At 73.1% G+C, this 15318-nt stretch carries 20 protein-coding genes; 9 read left to right on the forward strand and 11 right to left on the reverse strand.

The features are described 5' to 3' along the window. The 5 genes from MET9862_RS25065 to MET9862_RS25085 all read right to left on the reverse strand — a co-directional run. Nucleotides 1-442: BatA domain-containing protein (locus MET9862_RS25065; RefSeq protein ID WP_185157000.1), on the reverse strand; the 442-nt coding region annotated here is incomplete at its 3' end. A gap of 10 nt (nt 443-452) precedes the next feature. Further along, nucleotides 453-1367 carry a DUF58 domain-containing protein gene (locus MET9862_RS25070; protein WP_142585686.1) on the reverse strand — a complete coding sequence of 305 codons (915 nt, stop codon included), beginning with the start codon at nt 1365-1367 and terminating at the stop codon, nt 453-455. A gap of 4 nt (nt 1368-1371) precedes the next feature. Next, nucleotides 1372-2385 carry an AAA family ATPase gene (locus tag MET9862_RS25075; RefSeq protein ID WP_142585687.1) on the reverse strand — a complete coding sequence of 338 codons (1014 nt, stop codon included), beginning with the start codon at nt 2383-2385 and terminating at the stop codon, nt 1372-1374. A 130-nt stretch (nt 2386-2515) separates the two neighbouring features. Continuing rightward, nucleotides 2516-2863, reverse strand: coding sequence for a membrane protein insertion efficiency factor YidD (gene yidD / locus MET9862_RS25080; protein ID WP_142585688.1), 348 nt, complete (start codon nt 2861-2863; stop codon nt 2516-2518). Nucleotides 2864-2873: 10 nt separating this feature from the next. Beyond that, nucleotides 2874-3317: an iron-sulfur cluster assembly scaffold protein gene (locus tag MET9862_RS25085; protein WP_142585689.1), complete on the reverse strand. Its 444-nt coding sequence runs from the start codon at nt 3315-3317 to the stop codon at nt 2874-2876. 316 nt (nt 3318-3633) lie between these two features. Here MET9862_RS25085 and folE point away from each other — a divergent pair, with 316 nt between their 5' ends. From folE to MET9862_RS25100, 3 genes are all read left to right on the forward strand, one after another. Further along, nucleotides 3634-4362, forward strand: a complete 729-nt coding sequence (gene folE / locus MET9862_RS25090) for a GTP cyclohydrolase I FolE (RefSeq protein ID WP_497756012.1) — start codon at nt 3634-3636, stop codon at nt 4360-4362. 65 nt (nt 4363-4427) lie between these two features. Beyond that, nucleotides 4428-4850, forward strand: coding sequence for a phosphoribosyl-AMP cyclohydrolase (hisI, locus tag MET9862_RS25095; protein ID WP_142585691.1), 423 nt, complete (start codon nt 4428-4430; stop codon nt 4848-4850). Then, nucleotides 4847-5848: a patatin-like phospholipase family protein gene (locus tag MET9862_RS25100; protein ID WP_142585692.1), complete on the forward strand. Its 1002-nt coding sequence runs from the start codon at nt 4847-4849 to the stop codon at nt 5846-5848. Before hisI ends, MET9862_RS25100 begins: the two co-directional genes overlap by 4 nt. 117 nt (nt 5849-5965) lie before the next feature. On the opposite strand, the gene MET9862_RS25105 is transcribed toward MET9862_RS25100, so the two are convergent. Continuing rightward, nucleotides 5966-6397, reverse strand: a complete 432-nt coding sequence (locus tag MET9862_RS25105) for a CBS domain-containing protein (protein ID WP_142585693.1) — start codon at nt 6395-6397, stop codon at nt 5966-5968. Nucleotides 6398-6592: 195 nt separating this feature from the next. Next, a complete protein-coding gene (locus tag MET9862_RS25110; RefSeq protein WP_142585694.1) occupies nt 6593-7414 on the reverse strand; it encodes a rhomboid family intramembrane serine protease in 822 nt (273 codons plus the stop codon). Nucleotides 7415-7867: 453 nt separating this feature from the next. Here MET9862_RS25110 and MET9862_RS25115 point away from each other — a divergent pair, with 453 nt between their 5' ends. Continuing rightward, nucleotides 7868-8497 (forward strand): PAS domain-containing protein, encoded by a 630-nt coding sequence (locus MET9862_RS25115; RefSeq protein WP_142585695.1) that lies wholly within the window; start codon nt 7868-7870, stop codon nt 8495-8497. A 13-nt stretch (nt 8498-8510) separates the two neighbouring features. Here the strand turns inward: MET9862_RS25115 and MET9862_RS25120 are convergent, their stop codons facing one another. From MET9862_RS25120 to MET9862_RS25135, 4 genes are all read right to left on the reverse strand, one after another. Next, nucleotides 8511-8732, reverse strand: a complete 222-nt coding sequence (locus MET9862_RS25120; protein WP_142585696.1) for a hypothetical protein — start codon at nt 8730-8732, stop codon at nt 8511-8513. A gap of 73 nt (nt 8733-8805) precedes the next feature. Beyond that, nucleotides 8806-9651 carry a metallophosphoesterase gene (locus tag MET9862_RS25125; RefSeq protein WP_142585697.1) on the reverse strand — a complete coding sequence of 282 codons (846 nt, stop codon included), beginning with the start codon at nt 9649-9651 and terminating at the stop codon, nt 8806-8808. A 55-nt stretch (nt 9652-9706) separates the two neighbouring features. Then, complete coding sequence (locus MET9862_RS25130; RefSeq protein WP_142585698.1) at nt 9707-10312, reverse strand: cation efflux transmembrane domain-containing protein; 606 nt, start codon at nt 10310-10312, stop codon at nt 9707-9709. A 78-nt stretch (nt 10313-10390) separates the two neighbouring features. Continuing rightward, entirely contained in the window at nt 10391-10804 is a 414-nt protein-coding gene (locus tag MET9862_RS25135; RefSeq protein ID WP_142585699.1) for a hypothetical protein, read from the reverse strand. A gap of 214 nt (nt 10805-11018) precedes the next feature. Here MET9862_RS25135 and croR point away from each other — a divergent pair, with 214 nt between their 5' ends. The 5 genes from croR to MET9862_RS25160 all read left to right on the forward strand — a co-directional run. Next, complete coding sequence (croR, locus tag MET9862_RS25140) at nt 11019-11486, forward strand: 3-hydroxybutyryl-CoA dehydratase (protein ID WP_142585700.1); 468 nt, start codon at nt 11019-11021, stop codon at nt 11484-11486. A 10-nt stretch (nt 11487-11496) separates the two neighbouring features. Continuing rightward, nucleotides 11497-12318, forward strand: a complete 822-nt coding sequence (locus MET9862_RS25145) for a TrmH family RNA methyltransferase (RefSeq protein WP_142585701.1) — start codon at nt 11497-11499, stop codon at nt 12316-12318. Between the two features lie 205 nt (nt 12319-12523). Further along, a complete protein-coding gene (locus MET9862_RS25150; RefSeq protein WP_142585702.1) occupies nt 12524-14113 on the forward strand; it encodes a phytoene desaturase family protein in 1590 nt (529 codons plus the stop codon). Nucleotides 14114-14115: 2 nt separating this feature from the next. Further along, nucleotides 14116-14544 carry a DUF2141 domain-containing protein gene (locus MET9862_RS25155; protein ID WP_142585704.1) on the forward strand — a complete coding sequence of 143 codons (429 nt, stop codon included), beginning with the start codon at nt 14116-14118 and terminating at the stop codon, nt 14542-14544. A gap of 4 nt (nt 14545-14548) precedes the next feature. Beyond that, a partial coding sequence (locus MET9862_RS25160; protein WP_142585703.1) for an ABC transporter ATP-binding protein occupies nt 14549-15318 on the forward strand: 770 nt, incomplete at its 3' end.

Genomic DNA, 15318 nt, shown 5'->3' on the forward strand with positions numbered 1-15318 from the left:
CGGCCGGGCTGCGCGCCTCGAGGGCGACGGCCGGCTCGGCGAGGCCGAGCACGGCGACCGGGCGGCCGTCGCGCGCGGCACCCTCCACCGTGTCGGCGGCGACGCGGGTGCGGGCACGCCAGTCGTGTGCGGCGCTGGTGCCGTTGTCGAGGAGGACGAGGAGGGCGCTGCGCCCGCCGCCCGCGCCGACGCCCTGCGGGTTCCAGACCGGGCCGGACACGGCGAGGATCAGGGCGGCGGCGGCGGCGAGCCGCAGGATCAGCAGCCAGAGCGGGGTGCGCGCGGGGGTCTGGCGCTGCGGCAGCAGATCGGCCACGAGCTTCAGCGGCGGGAAATCGATGCGGCGCGCCCGCGGCGGCGTCACCCGGAGCAGGAACCACAGGGCTGGCAGGCCGATCAGGGCGGCGAGGGCGAGGGGCGCTGCGAAGGTCAGTCCGAACATGCCGGCCTCCTCAGACAGGGCCGCGAGCGGCGGCGACCAGGGTCATGAGGCGCAGAGCCGCCTCGCTCGCCGGCCGGTCGGTGCGGTGGAGGGTCAGCGTCCAGCCCGCCTCGCGGACGATGCCTGCGAGGGCTTCCCGGTGGGCGGCGATCCGTGCGCGATAGGCCGTCCCCCAGGCCCCCGCATCGCCGATATCGAGGGACAGGCCCGATTCGAGATCGTGCAGAACCGCCTGGCCGGCGAAGGGGAAGGTCTCCTCGATCGGGTCGGCCACCAGCACGAGATGGCCACGGCTGCCGCGTCCCGCGATCTCGCGCACCGAGGCGGCGACCCGCTCGGGCGGGGTCAGGAAGTCGCTGAGCAGGATCACCTCGTCGAAGCGGCCGGGCTCGGCGCGCGGCGGCAGGTCCTGGCTGAGGCCGGCCTCGTCGCCGACGAGGGCCTGCGCCATCCGCTCGACGATCTTGCGCGACGCCGTCGGGCGGGTGAGGCCGAGGAGCCCGACGCGCTCGCCGCCCTCCACGAAGGCGTCGGCGAGGGCGAGGCCGAGCACGAGCGCGCGCTCCAACTTCGGCGCCTGGGCGAGGTCCGAGGCGAAGCCCATCGAGGCCGAGCGGTCCATCCAGAGCCAGATGTTGTGGGCGGCCTCCCACTCGCGCTCGCGCACGTAGAGCCGGTCGTCGCGGGCGGAGCGGCGCCAGTCGATCCGGGCGGCGGCCTCTCCGGTCACGAAGGGGCGGAACTGCCAGAAGCTCTCGCCGGGCCCGGCCCGGCGGCGGCCGTGCAGGCCGTGGGCGAGCAGGCTCGACACCCGCCGGGCCTCCAGGATGAGGTGCGGCATGCGCGCGGCCAGGGCGACGGCACTCTCGCTCTCGCGCCGGCCGGGATTGCGCTCGTGGGCGCTGAGGGCGCGGGTCGCGACCAATGCGTCAGAGTCTTTCCGCGAGCCTGGCGATCAGGCCCTCGACGGTGTCGCCGTCCGCCCGGGCGCTGTAGCCGAGCGCCATGCGGTGCTTCAGCACCGGCTCGGCCAGGGCCTTCACGTCGGCGATCGAGGGGGCGACGCGGCCCTCGATCAGGGCGCGGGCGCGCACCGCCAGCGTCAGCGCCTGGCTGGCGCGGGGGCCGGGCCCCCACATCAGCTTGCCCTTCACGATCGCGTCACCGCTGTCCGGCCGGGCCGCACGCACGATGTCGAGGATCGCCTCGACCACCGCCTCGCCCACCGGCAGGCGCCGCACGAGGCGCTGTGCGGTGAGGAGCTGCTCCGTGGTCATCACGGCCTTGGGCTTCCCCTCCGCGACGCCGGTCGTCTCGATCAGGATGCGCCGCTCGGCCGCCCGGTCGGGATAGCCGACATCGATCTCCAAGAGGAAGCGGTCGAGCTGCGCCTCGGGCAGCGGATAGGTACCCTCCTGCTCGATCGGGTTCTGCGTGGCCAGCACGTGGAAGGGGCGCGGCAGGTCGTGCCGCTCGCCCGCCACCGAGACGAAATGCTCCTGCATCGCCTGAAGCAGCGCCGACTGGGTGCGCGGGCTCGCCCGGTTGATCTCGTCGGCCATCAGCAGCTGCGTGAAGACCGGGCCCTTCACGAAGCGGAAGGAGCGGCGGCGCTCGGCATCCTCGTCGAGGATCTCGGTGCCGAGGATGTCGGAGGGCATCAGGTCGGGGGTGAACTGGACCCGCCGCGCATCGAGCCCGAGCACGGTGCCGAGCGTCTCCACGAGCTTGGTCTTGGCCAGTCCCGGCAGGCCGACGAGCAGGCCGTGGCCGCCCGCCAGGATCGTCACCAGGGCGAGGTCGACCACCTGTTCCTGGCCGAAGATCACCCCGTGGATCGCCTCGCGGGCCTCGCCGACGGCGGCAAGGCAGCTCTCGGCGGTGGCGACGATGCCCTCATCGAGGGCAGTGGCGGCGTGAATGCCGGCTTGGCCTTGCGTCATGCGGTCGGGTGTTCCCTTCTTCCGGATGCGGGCGTCCGAAGCGAAGTCCTGCCTGATCCCCGAGTGTGGCGCGCTTTTCGGCAGGCTGGCAAGGTCGGCATCGCCGCACGGGCCGCCGTCGCGCCCTGCACTAAGGGCGGAGGGACGGCGCGATCCGCGCGACCGACTCCACCACCTCCTCGCAGACCGGCGGGGCGAGCGTGCCGCGCCAGCGGCCGTAGGACCAGGGGCGATACCAGGCCGCGCGCTCGGGGATCGCGTCCGGCACGAGGTCGATGCCGTGGGTGCCGAAGGGGCCGCAGCGGCAGATCCGGGCAAGACCCATCCAGCCGCCCGGCCAGAGGCCGTGCCGCGCGATCGCCGTGTCCGTGTAGGCCGAGCAGCTCGGCCAGTGCCGGCACTGGCGCCCGACAAGGCTCGACAGGGTGAGCTGGTAGGAGCGGATGGCGAGATGCGCGGCCTGTCGCGGAAGGCTCACGCGGCGGACCTCAGGCGGCCTGCCGCTTGGCCGCGATCTGGTCGAGGGCATCGACCACCGCGTCGAAGGTCAGGAGCGTCGAGGCGTGGCGCGCCCGGAACTCGCGCACCGGTTCCAGCACGGCGAACTCCGCCCAGCGCCCGTCGGGCGCGGCGGCACCCTCCTTCAGCATGGCCCGCACCGCCTCCCGCAGGGCGCGCAGGTCGCCCGCCGAGGTCCCGACCACGTGGCGGGCCATCAGCGAGGAGGAGGCTTGGCCCAGCGCGCAGGCGCGGACGTCGTGGGCGAAGTCGGTCACCGTGTCGTCGGGCCCGAGCGCGAGGTCCACCGTCACCGTCGAGCCGCACAGGCGCGAATGGGCCGTGGCGCTGGCATCCGGGCGGTCCAGGCGCCCGAGCCGGGGGATGTCGGCGGCGAGTTCGAGGATGCGCCGGTTGTAGATGTCGTCCAGCATCGGGCTTTTCGCGAGGGCGTTCAGGAGGCTCCACGGCAGGCTGTCCCTGCCGGGAGACCTGCCGCGCACACCGCGCAACGCGGGACACGTTGCGCGACGGCGTCGAAACGACGATATAGGCCCGACAACGCCGCTTCGCGAGGAGGCGGACCGTCGTTACCCAGGGCCGCGCCCACGGCCGGGGACGCTCGATACGAACCGGGCACCGGCTTGTACGAAGATCCAAGCCGTCGAGAGCCCGGATACGCGAGCCCGAATGTACGCCAAGCCCGACAGCACGAGCATGAAGTCCCGTGTGGCGCGGGCGGGAGATGCCATGGATGCCGCTCTCAAATCCCTCTCGTACCGGACCGCCGACGATGCGCGGGGCCTGACCCTGATGCGCAACGACAATGCACGCCTGCCCGAGCCGGTCGAGGTCGCGCCCGAACCCGCCTCCGCCACGCGGGTGCCGGAGGGCATCGCGCTCGGCCGCCCGAGCCGCGAGGAGGCCGAGGCCGCCGTGCGCACCCTGCTGCGCTGGGCCGGCGACGACCCGAACCGCGAGGGCCTGATCGACACGCCCGCCCGCGTGGTGAAGGCCTACGGCCAGCTCTTCGGCGGCTACGATGTCGATGCCGAGGCTCTGCTGGAGCGGGTCTTCGAGGAGGTCGAGGGCTATTCGGACATCGTGCTGGTGCGCGACATCCCGTTCTACTCCCATTGCGAGCACCACATGGTGCCGTTCATGGGGCTCGCCCACATCGCCTACTATCCCACCCGCGGCGTGGTCGGCCTCTCGAAGCTCGCCCGCGTGGTCGACACCTTCGCCCGCCGCCTGCAGACGCAGGAGACCATGACGGCGCAGATCGCCGACGTGATCGAGAGCATCCTCAAGCCCCGCGGCGTCGCCGTGCTGGTGGAGGCCGAGCATCTCTGCATGGCCATGCGCGGCGTGCAGAAGGCCGGCGTCTCCACGATCACCAGCCAGTTCCGCGGCGTGTTCAAGGACGATCCGAGCGAGCAGGTCCGCTTCCTCACGCTCGTGCGTGGCGGCAAGGGCTGACGGCTCCTGATACCGGCCGGCCCCCGCCCTAGATCCGGCGGGCGCCGCCAGCCAACCGACGGACCATGACCGCACCCCTTCCCTTCGATCCGCCCGGCTCCCGCATCGAGGTCGAGGAGGGCCGCGCCTTCACGCCCCGCTTCGACGCGAACGGCCTCATCACCTGCATCGCGGTCGACGCCCATGACGGGCGTGTGCTGATGCTCGCCCACATGAACGCCGAATCGCTCGCGCGCACCCTGGAGACCGGCGAGGCCTGGTACTGGTCGCGCTCGCGCGGGGAGCTCTGGCACAAGGGCGCCACCTCGGGGCAGATCCAGCGCGTCGTCGAGATGCGCACCGATTGCGACCAGGACGCGGTGCTGATCCGCGTCGCGGTCGGCGGCGACGGCGGCTGCTGCCACACGGGCCGGCGCGCCTGCTTCTACCGGAGCGTCGCCCTCGATCCCGCGAGCGGCCGCGCGGTCCTGACCCCGGCGGATCCGTGAGCCGCCTCGCCGCCCTGCGCGCGGGTGAGGATTTCGGGCCCGACGCGGTCGAGCCGCGTCGGCCGAGCGGCACCGGTCCGCGCCTCGGCCTCGCCCTCGGCGGAGGCTCGGCCCGGGGCTGGGCGCATATCGGGGTGATCCGGGCCCTCGAGGAGGCCGACCTCTACCCGTCCGTGGTCGCCGGCTGCTCGATCGGTGCCGTGGTCGCCGGCTGCTATGCCGCCGGCAAGCTCGACCTGCTCGAATCCTTCGCCCTCGGCCTGACCAAGCGCCGGGTCATGGGGCTGCTCGACCTGCGCCTCACCGGGTCCGGCCTGATCGGCGGCGACCGGCTGCGCCGCCGCCTCGTCCAGGACCTCTCCGACCGGCGGATCGAGGATCTGCGCGTCCGCTTCGCGGCGGTGGCGACCGAGCTCGGCACCGGCCACGAGGTCTGGCTGAGCCGCGGCCCGCTGGTCGAGGCGGTGCGGGCCTCCTACGCCCTGCCCGGCATCTTCCCGCCGGTCGCCCTCGACGGGCGCCTGCTGATGGACGGCACGCTGGTCAACCCGGTGCCGGTGGCCCTCGCCCGCGCGATGGGCGCCGACCTCGTCGTCTGCGTGAACCTCAACTGCGATCCGAGCGTGCGCGGCGGCCTGATCGAGCCGGATCCGGCCGATCCGGTGGAGCGCGCGGTGGCCGGCGCCGTCGAGGTGCGCCGCCGCTGGAGCCTGCTCGGCGCGGTGCGCGGCCGCCGCCACCGGGCGCGGGAGCCCGCGCCCTCGGCCCCCGGCATCGCCCGGGTGATGTTCGACGCCTTCAACATCACGCAGGACCGGATCTCGCGGGCGCGCCTGGAACGGGACCCGCCCGACGTCAGCGTCCGGCCGGAGCTGGCCGGGATGGGCCTGTTCGAGTTCCATCGGGCGGCGGAGGGCATCGCGCTCGGCCGCGCGGCAGCCCGCGCGGCGCTTCCCCGCATACGCGCAGCGCTGGATGGCGCGAGCGCGCGGACCTAGGTCCGGGATCCCAAAGGGATCATCCCTTTGGTGGGGTGCAGGGGCGAAGCCCCGACCTCTTCCAGGGCTCTGCCCTGGACCCGCGAGAGGGGTGACCCCTCTCGACACCCGGACATCTCAGGCCATGGTGATATAGTCGCGCATGGCCTGATGCTCGGCCTCGACGGTGGCGATGCGCCGCTTCACCACGTCGCCGATCGAGATCATGCCGACCAGCTTGCCCTCCTCGCAGACGGGGATGTGGCGGAAGCGGCCGTTGGTCATCGTCTCCATCACGTCCTCGATGGTCGCCGTCCGGGTGCAGGTCACGACCTTCGTCGTCATATGCGCGGAGACGCGCTCGTCGAAGGAGGCGCCGCCGTGACGGGCGAGCACGCGCATGATGTCGCGCTCCGAGATGATGCCGGCGACGGTGCCGTCCGCGTTCGTCACCACGACGGCGCCGATGCTCTTGTCGGCGAGCAGGTGGATCGCCTCGTCGAGCGTGCGGTCGGGGCTCACCGTGATCACGGACGAGCCCTTCTCGGCGAGGATGCGTGCGACGGTCATAGGTCCTCCCTGACTGGACGTTGGACGCACCAGCAGCCCCACCGGCGCGGATGACGCGGTTCGGCCGGGTTGCTCCCGGCTCCTTCGCTCGATCAAGGCAAGTGTGTGGCCAATGTTTCCCGATGGCAAGCGCGTGGCGCGCCTGTCCCATGCAGCAATTTCATGCGGCCGGGCCGGACCGTGCGGCCGGATCGGTCAGGACGCCCGACGGCTCAGGGGATCGAGGACCGGGAACAGGAAGAAGCCCACGACGAAGCCGCCGAGATGGGCGTCCCAGGCGATCGCCGCGCTCTCGCCGCCGAGGGGCAGGGTGATCAGGCCGAACACGATGTTGGTGACCAGCCAGATCGCCAGGAAGGAGACGGCGGTGCGGTTGCGCAGCAATTCCCGCACGGTCTCGGGCGGGCGCGGCGGCGGCAGGTGCCAGGGCTGGTTGCCATAGGCCGAGGCCGGCGGCTGGAACACGAAGCGGGCGGCCGCCGCCATCAGGGCCGAGACGCCTGCCGAGGCGCCCACCAGGGGGGCCGTGCTGAGCGGCACGAGCAGGACATGCAAAGCGCCGCCCGCCACGGTGCCGGCGAGCGCGATGAGCCCGAAGCGCCAGGGGCCGCAGCGCCGCGCCACCGGCGAGCCGAAGGCGGCGAGCCAGACGCTGTTGAAGATCACGTGCAGCCAGGAGCCGTGAAGCAGCGCGTAGGTGGCGAAGGTCCAGAGATCGGCGGCGTGCTCCATGACGATGTAGCGCGCGAAGCTCTCCCGCGCGGCCGCTATCGCCTCGGTCCCGCCCGCCCCGGCGGCCGTGATCACCGCATCGGCCTGACTCGGATCGAGCCAGACCGTCCACCGGGCCGGGACCAGGGCGAGGTTCAGCACGACCCAGATGTCGGCCCCGTCCGAGAGGACGAACTCGCGCACGGCCTGGATCGCCATCAGAACGGCGATCGAGGCGGTGATCACGCCCGGCAGGTTGAACACGGGCACGCGGCTCTGGCGTGGGAAATCGGGCGAGGCATCCATCGCGGCACCATGTCGGGGCGCGCTGCGGAAGGGCAAGCCCTGCAACGAGGCGGGACGCCATCAAAAAAGAGGGGGAGGGCTGCCCCGGTCGGGCCCCCTCCCCCAAGAACGGGACCGTTCCCCGACCGCCGGGGACGCCGCCTGGACCAGAGACGGCGCGGGTCCGATGACCCGACGTGTCCGACACCTCGCAAGTGCTCGCAACAGGATCGAAGGCGGATGCCAGGGCCGCCGGGCCCCGTCTCCGCTGACGTGGTAATCCTTCCTTAATCCGACATCGGGCGCAACGCGGACGGGGGATTAACCCTAATGAAGCGTTGCACGCGCGGCGGCGCCGTGGTGGGCATAGGGTGTGCGGAATCGACGGCAAAGGCTCGATCAGATCCGGAAGCCGTACACGGCCGTACCGGAGCGGGACAGCCACGCTGGAACAGCTGACGGATCCGGGACATCATGAAGCACCAGACGAGCCGCTCCCTGCACGCCTACTGGGACCGCCTGCGCGGCGCGCGCTCCGCGCCCGAGCGGGCCGAGATCGAGCCGGGCGAGATCCGCCACATCCTCGCCGACAGCCTGATCCTCGAGATCGACATGAGCCGGCGCTCCGCGCAGCTGCGTCTCGCCGGCACCCGGGTCTGCGCCCTCTACGGGCGCGAGCTGCGCGGGCTGCCGCTAGGCAGCCTGTGGCAGCCCGGCGAGCCGCCGTCCTGGACCGGCGCGCCCCACGCCGAATCGTGGCGGGTCGTCGAGATCGTCGCCAACGACATGGTCGGCGTCGTGATGGGCCTGCGCGGCCTCACGGCGCTCGGCGAGAGCGTGGACCTCGAGCTGCTGCTGCTGCCGCTGCGCCATCGCGGCCGGACCCATGCGCGCATGCTCGGCACGCTGAGCGCCCATCAGCTGCCGTCGTGGATCGGGCTGCGCCCCCTCGTTCGCCTGGAGACCACCTCGCTGCGCGTCCTCGCGGGGCCCGCCCTGGCGGTGGACGACGCGCCCAGCCTCGATCGGCTGCCGCCGCCGGCCAACGACACCGCCCCGGTGCGGCGCGGCCATCTCCTCGTCCATCTCGGCGGCCGGGCCTGAGGGGCCCCGAGCCTCAGCCGCCCGCCTTCACCCGGCGGCACTCGGTCTTCAGATAGGCGGTCTTGCCGACCTCCTCGCGCAGGTCGGTGCGGGCGATGATCTCCTGCCAGCCGTTGGTGCAGCCGAGCTCGTTCGCCACCCGGACCTTGCGCACCTCGATGGCCTGGTCGTCGGTGCAGGCCTCCTGCGCGAGCGCGTTGGCGCAGACGAGGACCACGGCGATGAAGCTGTTCATGGGGGCGCTCCTCCCAGACGCGTCTTCTATCCGGCCGAGATAGGGCCTTTGAACAGCCGAGCCAGCGCTGTTCTCACCCCACCTCCACCACGAGGTCCGGCCGGAAGGTCGTGCCCTCCACCGGATTGGCCACCCAGCGGCAGCGGCCGATCGCCAGATCGTGGCCCGCGTGGAAATGGCCGGAGATCCAGAGATCGGGGCGGCCCGCATCGGGCAGGTCGTCGAGGAGCGTCGTCGCGTAGAAGGCCGGCACCCACCAGGGCACGCCGGGGGCGTCGCGGAAGGCGTCCGCCGCGCGCGGGCTCGCCGGGTGGTGCGTCAGCGCCACGGTCGGCCCGGCATGGGGCGTGGCGAGGGCGTCGAGGAACAGCGCCCGCTCCGCGCTGTGCGCCGCCATCGCGTCGTCCGGCTGCCAGGGCGTGCCGTCCGCCTTGCGGATCGAGCCGCGATACTCGCGCGAGCCGGTCACCGGGTCGGTCATCCGGGCGGCGGCGTAGGCGACGGGGTCGTCGGGGCGCCCCGGTGCGTCGGCCTCCAGCCAGCGTCCGGCGAGGGACCAGTCGCTCCACAGGGTCGTGCCGACGAAGCGCACGCCGTCGAGCACCACCGAGGCGCCGCGCTGCAGCAGGTGGATGCGCCCGCCCGCTGCGTTCAGGCGCGCCACATCCGCCTCCAGCGCGGCGAGGAGCTCGGGCGCCGTGCGCGGATCGCCGGTCGGCGCGTAATGCTCGTGGTTGCCCGGCACCAGCACGATCGGCCGCCCGCCAGCGAGCTGCAGGAGCGCGGCCAGCCCGCGCTCGGGATGGCCCTCGTAGAGATCGCCCGCGCAGGCCAGCACCTCGAAATCCCCGCGCGGGGCCGGGATCAGGTCGAGCCGGCGGCGCTCCAGGTGCAGGTCGGAGATCGGGAAGAGGCGCATCGCTCGGCAGGGTTCGCAATCGGGGCGCCGGTCCTGCGCAAGAACCGGCCGCTGTTCAAGGGTCCTGCGCCGCGCGGGCCGCCCGGCGCTCGGCCCGCGCGGCCCGGAAGACGTCGCCGGCCGAATCGGCGTTGATCGCCGCGACGCCGACCGCGGCGACGATGTCGGGCCAGGGCGAGGGATGAAGCGCGGTGACGAGCCCGGCGATGATGATCGCCACGTTGGCGACCGCGTCGTTGCGGGCCGAGAGATAGGCGGCCCGGGTCAGGCTGCCCGAGCCGTGCCGGTGCCGGGCGAGCAGCAGCGCGCAGGTCAGGTTGACGGCGAGCGCGCCGAGACCGGTCAGCGTCAGCGGGACCGGGGCCGGCGGGGAGAAGTCCGAAACCTTCTCCCAGACCGCGTAGGCGGTGGCGAGGGCCGGGATGAGCAGGATGCCGGCCATGAGCGTGCCGAGCCGGGCCCGGTTCTCCGCCGACCAGCCGATGCCGGCGAAGATCAGCAGGTTGATCGCCGCATCTTCCAGGAAGTCGAGGCTGTCGGCGATCAGGGCCACCGAGCCGATGGCCAGCGCCACCACGATCTCGATGCCGAAATAGCCGAGATTCAGCGCCGCGACGCGGGCGACGACGGAGCGGAGCGCGGGCGAGGCGGCGGCCTGCATCGGAGGCTGTTCCCTGGTCTGCCCGCCTCTTCGCCCATGCCGGCCACGCTGTCGAGGGCGTCGCGTCGGCGCGGCGCGCTACCCGCTGCGCCGGATCTGAACCGGAGCGAACATGGCCGGATGCGGCGTGGCCGCGGGCGGTTCGGCCGGTGCCGGCGCGGGAGCCGGGCTCCGGATGGCCGACCCGGCATCCAACTGCGCCGCCAGCCGGGCTGCCAGCCGGGCCTGCGCCAGGGCCGCGAGTTCGGTGGAGGACAGGGCGGCGGCGGGGGCAGGAGCCGCTGTGGCCGGTGGCGACTTATCGGTCGCCGCGCGCGGCCGGTCCCGGCGCAGGGCCGAGAGAGCGAAGGCGAAGAGCGCACCGACGAGGCAGGCCGAAGCGGCCGCGAGCGATCTCGGATTCGGGCTGTCGCTCGTCATCAGGGTCACGAGCCCACCGAGTGCCAGGACCGCCCCGGCGGTGCCGAAGGAGAACGGATCGTAGCAGGGCATGGCCCGATTGTGCGGTGCACCCCTCAGCCGCAGGTGAACCGGCTCGCTCGAATTGTCCGGACTCCGAGCCCGAGAGCCCTCGGATGGCCGGGGCCGGCCGTGTCGGCCTTAAGTCGAGGATTGCCGGGCTCGGACTGGATTCGTCGCCCCGCCTGTGCGAGGCGAGAGGACACGCGCCGCGGACAAGGGCGCGATCGACAAGGGAGCCCGCGAGATGTTGCCCGAGCTGCGCGTTCTGTATTTCGAAGATCTGGAGGTCGGGCTCTCCGAGACCTTGTCGAAGGTGATCGCCTCCTCCGACGTGGTCGGCTTCGCCGAGATCACCGGCGACCGGAACCCGATCCACCTCTCCGAGCATTTCGCGGCGCGCACGCCCTTCGGCACGCGCATCGCCCACGGCCTGTACACGGCGGGCCTGATCTCGGCGGTGCTCGGCACGCGCCTGCCCGGCCCGGGCGCCGTCTATATCAGCCAGACCCTCAATTTCCGCGCGCCGGTGCGCATCGGCGACACCGTCGAGGTGACGGTGGAGGTGGCCGAGCTGGTGCCGGAGCGCCGCCGCGCCCGCCTGAAGTGCACCTGCTCGGTGGCCGGCGAGATCGTGCTCGACGGCGAGGCGCTGGTGAAGGTCCCGACCAAGGCCGAGGCCGACCCGTTGGCCGTCCGCACGGGCAAGGCCTGACGCGCCAGCGATGAGCCCGGTCGCGATCGAGGACCCGGCCGATCCGCGGCTGGCGCCCTACGCGGCCATGCGCGAGCGCGACCTCGTCGGGCGCGCCGGCCGCTTCATCGTCGAGGGCGAGGTGACGCTCCGCCTCCTCGCCTCGACACGCAGCCGCTTCCGGGCCGAATCGGTGCTGCTCGCCCCCGAGCGCTGGCCGGGCCTCGCGGCCGACCTCGGCGGGATCGGCGCGCCGGTCTACCTCGCCGGCAAGGCGGTGATGAGCGCGGTGGCGGGCTTCCCGATTCATCGCGGCGTGCTCGCCGTCGGGCTCCGCGGTTCGGAGCCCGACGCGGAGGCACTCGTGCCGCCCGCGCCCGCTCCGGCCCTGGTGCTCGGCCTCGCCGGGCTGACGAACCACGACAATGTGGGCGGCTGCTTCCGCAACGCGGCCGCCTTCGGCGCCGACGCGGTGCTCCTCGACGCCGCGACCTGCGACCCGCTCTACCGGAAGGCGATCCGCGTCTCGGCGGGCGCCGCCCTGATCACGCCCTTCGCGCAACTCGCGGCCGGGGCCGACTGGCCGGCGCTTGCCGTGCGTCTCGGCCTGGAGCTGCTGGCGCTCAGCCCCTCGGGCGCAGAGACCCTGGACGGCCTCGCTCCGCCGCGCCGCACGCTCCTGCTCCTCGGCACGGAGGGGCCAGGCCTGGCGCCCGCGCTGATGGCCCGGATGCGCACCCTGCGCATCCCGATGGCGCCGGGCTTCGATTCGCTCAACGTCGCCACCGCCGGGGCGATCGCCCTGCACCGCCTCGCAAGCCGATCCGGATCCGTCCCCGGCGAAGAGTACTGAGCCGGCCGCCGCGCCCGATCGCAGGGCGCCCGGGGCCGGATCTTCGATCGTCCCCAAGGGCGCTGCGCGACAAAGGGATGCAATTGCCGAATGCGGAGACGGTTCTAGCTTGGCCTTGGCGACGGCGGACCGGTTGAAGGCGACCCTCTCTAAGGCGATCCTCGGTCCGGTTCGGCGTGGGGCATTTCGAGAGGAGACGGTTGCGGTGCTGCATGCGGGAGACGGGCTGCGGAGGCTCTCCGGCCGCAGGGTCGTCATCGTCGGGGCGGGCCCGGGCGGCCTCGCCGCGGCGCTTCTCCTCGCGCGGGCCGGCATCCATGTGACACTGATCGAGAAGGACGATCAGGTCGGCGGCCGGACCAAGACGGTCGAGGCGCCGGGCGGCTACCGGTTCGATATCGGACCGACCTTCTTCCTCTATCCGCAGATCCTCGCCGACATCTTCCAGAGCTGCGGCGAGCGCCTGGAGGACCATGTCCGCCTGGAGCGGCTCGATCCGCAATACCACCTCGCCTTCGAGGGCGGCGGCGGCATCTCGGGCGAGATCCGCGCCACCGGGGATGTGGCCCGCCTCAAGGCCGAGATCGCGCGCATCGCCCCGGCCGATGCGGAGAACGTCGAGGCCTTCTTCGCGGAGAACCGGACCAAGTTGCGCTACTTCAAGCCGGTGCTGGAACAGGCCTTCCACCGGTTCCGCAGCATGGCGAGCCCGGCCATGCTCGCCGCCCTCCCCTATCTCCATCCCGGCCGCAGCGTCGACCGCGACCTGAGGCGCCATTTCGCCGACCCGCGGGTGCGCCTCGCCTTCTCGTTCCAGACCAAATATCTCGGGATGTCGCCCTTCCGCTGCCCGAGCCTGTTCACGATCCTGTCGTTCCTTGAATACGAGCACGGGGTCTACCATCCGGTCGGCGGCTGTGGCGCGGTCTCGGAGGCGATGGCGGGGCTCGCCCGCCGCATGGGCGTCGATATCCGCCTGGGCACGTCGGTCGAGCGGGTTCTGTTCGAGGGCAAGCGCGCCGCGGGCGTGGTCGTCGGCGGCGAGACGCTGCGGGCCGACGCGGTGATGATCAACGGCGACTTCGCCAAGGCGGTGCCCGCGCTGGTCCCGGAGGCGCGCCGCCCGCGCTGGCGCGACGCCAAGGTGAGCAAAGCCCGCCTCTCGTGCTCCACCTTCATGATGTATCTCGGCATCGAGGGCCGCATGCCCGCGAGCCTCGGCCATCACACCATCCTGCTCGCCGAGGAATACGAGCGGAACATCCGTGAGATCACGGAGGGCACGCTGCCGATGCGCCCCTCCATCTACGTGCAGCATGCGGGCTTCACCGACGGCGGCATGGCACCGCCCGGCCACACCGCCCTCTACGTGCTGGTGCCTGTGCCGAACCTGAAGGCCGGGATCGACTGGACGCAGATCCGCGGGACCTACCGCGCCCTCGTCCTGGAGCGGCTGAAGCTTCTGGGCCTCGGCGACCTGGAGGACCGCATCCGCTACGAGCGCATCGTCGACCCGACCCAGTGGCGCGACGACTTCTCGGTCCACGAGGGCGCGACCTTCAACCTCGCCCACGACCTGATGCAGATGCTCTGGTTCCGGCCGCACAACCGCTTCGGGCCGGGGCTCTATCTCGTCGGCGGCGGCACCCATCCGGGCTCCGGCCTGCCGGTGATCTACGAGGGCGCCCGCATCTCGGCCCGCCTGCTCATCGAGGAACTGCTCGGCGCCCGCGTGCCGGCCGGCGCCGGCATCCCCGAGACCGCGCCGCTCGCGGCCGGCGGGGAGGCGCGGTGAGCATGCGCATCGGCCGGCTCGCCCTCCCGCTCGTCCTCCTCGTCCTGCCCCTGTCCGCCCGGGCCGCCGGGCTGCAGGTGGAGATCGAGGGCATCGAGCCGGGCGGCGGGACTGTCTACGTCACCCTGTGCCAGGGCGGCCTCTCCGAATCCGCCTGCCTGCAGGGGCAGGACGCGCCCGGCAGCGCGCCCGTGCGCAGCTTCGCCTTCGCGGATGTCGCGCCCGGCACCTACGCGGTCGCGGCCTTCCAGGATCAGAACGGGAATGGGCGGCTCGACCGCACCGGCCTCGGCCTGCCGCAGGAACCCTACGGCCTCTCGGGCGGCGCGGGACGGCGCGCCCGGCCGAGCTTCGCCGAGGCCGCCTTCGCCCTGCGCGAGCCGGGTGCCGCCATCCGGGTGCGGCTCGCCCGCGCCCTGCCCCGGCGCTGACGCGGTGACCGCGCTCCTGACGGCGGAGGGCGTCGCGCTGGCCTATCGCGGGACCCGCGTCCTCGACGGGGTCGATCTCGCGCTCGCGCCCGCCGAGACCCTGGCGCTGCTCGGGCCCAACGGAGCCGGCAAGACGACGCTGATGCGGCTCGCCGCCGGCCGCCTGCGCCCGGATGCGGGACGGATCCGTGTCGAGGGCCGCGACCCCCATGCCGACCGGGCGGCGCGCGCCGCCATCGGCTGGGTGCCGCAGGAGATCGCCCTCTACGCCCGCCTCACCGTGGCGGAGAATCTCGGCGTCTTCGCGAGCCTCGCCGGCGTGCCGCGGCGCGGCCGGCGTGAGGCCGTCGCCGCGGCGCTCGCGCTCGCCGAGGTCGAGGCGGTCGCCGGGAGCCTCGTCGGCCAGCTCTCGGGCGGCTACCGGCGCCGGGTCAACATCGCCGCGAGCCTGATGAACCGGCCCCGCCTCGTCCTCCTCGACGAGCCGACCCAGGGGGTCGACCTCGCCGCCCGCGCCGCGATCCACGCGGTGCTGCAGCGCCTCAGCGCCGAGGGCACCGCGATCCTGATCGCCACCCACGATTTCGCCGAGGCGGAGCGCCTCGCCGACCGCGTCGCCTTCATGGCCCGCGGCCGGATCCTGCGCGAGGGCGCCCTGCCGGATCTGCTGGCCGGCCTGCGCGCCGGGCCGCCCGAGCGCGAGCTGGTGCTGGCCGGCCCGCCCGATCCGGCGGCCGAGGCCGTGCTGCGCCGGGCCGGCTTCCTGCCGCATGA

The organism is Methylobacterium symbioticum (assembly GCF_902141845.1).
GTDB lineage: Bacteria > Pseudomonadota > Alphaproteobacteria > Rhizobiales > Beijerinckiaceae > Methylobacterium > Methylobacterium symbioticum.

Coding starts and splice junctions, on each gene's coding strand:
- hisI (WP_142585691.1), top strand. CDS start 4,428: ATGACCGCACCCCTTCCCTTCGATCCGCCCGGCTCCCGCATCGAGGTC.
- MET9862_RS25135 (WP_142585699.1), bottom strand. CDS start 10,804: ATGCCCTGCTACGATCCGTTCTCCTTCGGCACCGCCGGGGCGGTCCTG.
- MET9862_RS25155 (WP_142585704.1), top strand. CDS start 14,116: ATGCGCATCGGCCGGCTCGCCCTCCCGCTCGTCCTCCTCGTCCTGCCC.
- MET9862_RS25115 (WP_142585695.1), top strand. CDS start 7,868: ATGAAGCACCAGACGAGCCGCTCCCTGCACGCCTACTGGGACCGCCTG.
- MET9862_RS25120 (WP_142585696.1), bottom strand. CDS start 8,732: ATGAACAGCTTCATCGCCGTGGTCCTCGTCTGCGCCAACGCGCTCGCG.
- croR (WP_142585700.1), top strand. CDS start 11,019: ATGTTGCCCGAGCTGCGCGTTCTGTATTTCGAAGATCTGGAGGTCGGG.
- MET9862_RS25130 (WP_142585698.1), bottom strand. CDS start 10,312: ATGCAGGCCGCCGCCTCGCCCGCGCTCCGCTCCGTCGTCGCCCGCGTC.
- MET9862_RS25075 (WP_142585687.1), bottom strand. CDS start 2,385: ATGACGCAAGGCCAAGCCGGCATTCACGCCGCCACTGCCCTCGATGAG.
- folE (WP_497756012.1), top strand. CDS start 3,634: ATGGATGCCGCTCTCAAATCCCTCTCGTACCGGACCGCCGACGATGCG.
- MET9862_RS25110 (WP_142585694.1), bottom strand. CDS start 7,414: ATGGATGCCTCGCCCGATTTCCCACGCCAGAGCCGCGTGCCCGTGTTC.
- MET9862_RS25125 (WP_142585697.1), bottom strand. CDS start 9,651: ATGCGCCTCTTCCCGATCTCCGACCTGCACCTGGAGCGCCGCCGGCTC.
- MET9862_RS25145 (WP_142585701.1), top strand. CDS start 11,497: ATGAGCCCGGTCGCGATCGAGGACCCGGCCGATCCGCGGCTGGCGCCC.
- MET9862_RS25105 (WP_142585693.1), bottom strand. CDS start 6,397: ATGACCGTCGCACGCATCCTCGCCGAGAAGGGCTCGTCCGTGATCACG.
- MET9862_RS25085 (WP_142585689.1), bottom strand. CDS start 3,317: ATGCTGGACGACATCTACAACCGGCGCATCCTCGAACTCGCCGCCGAC.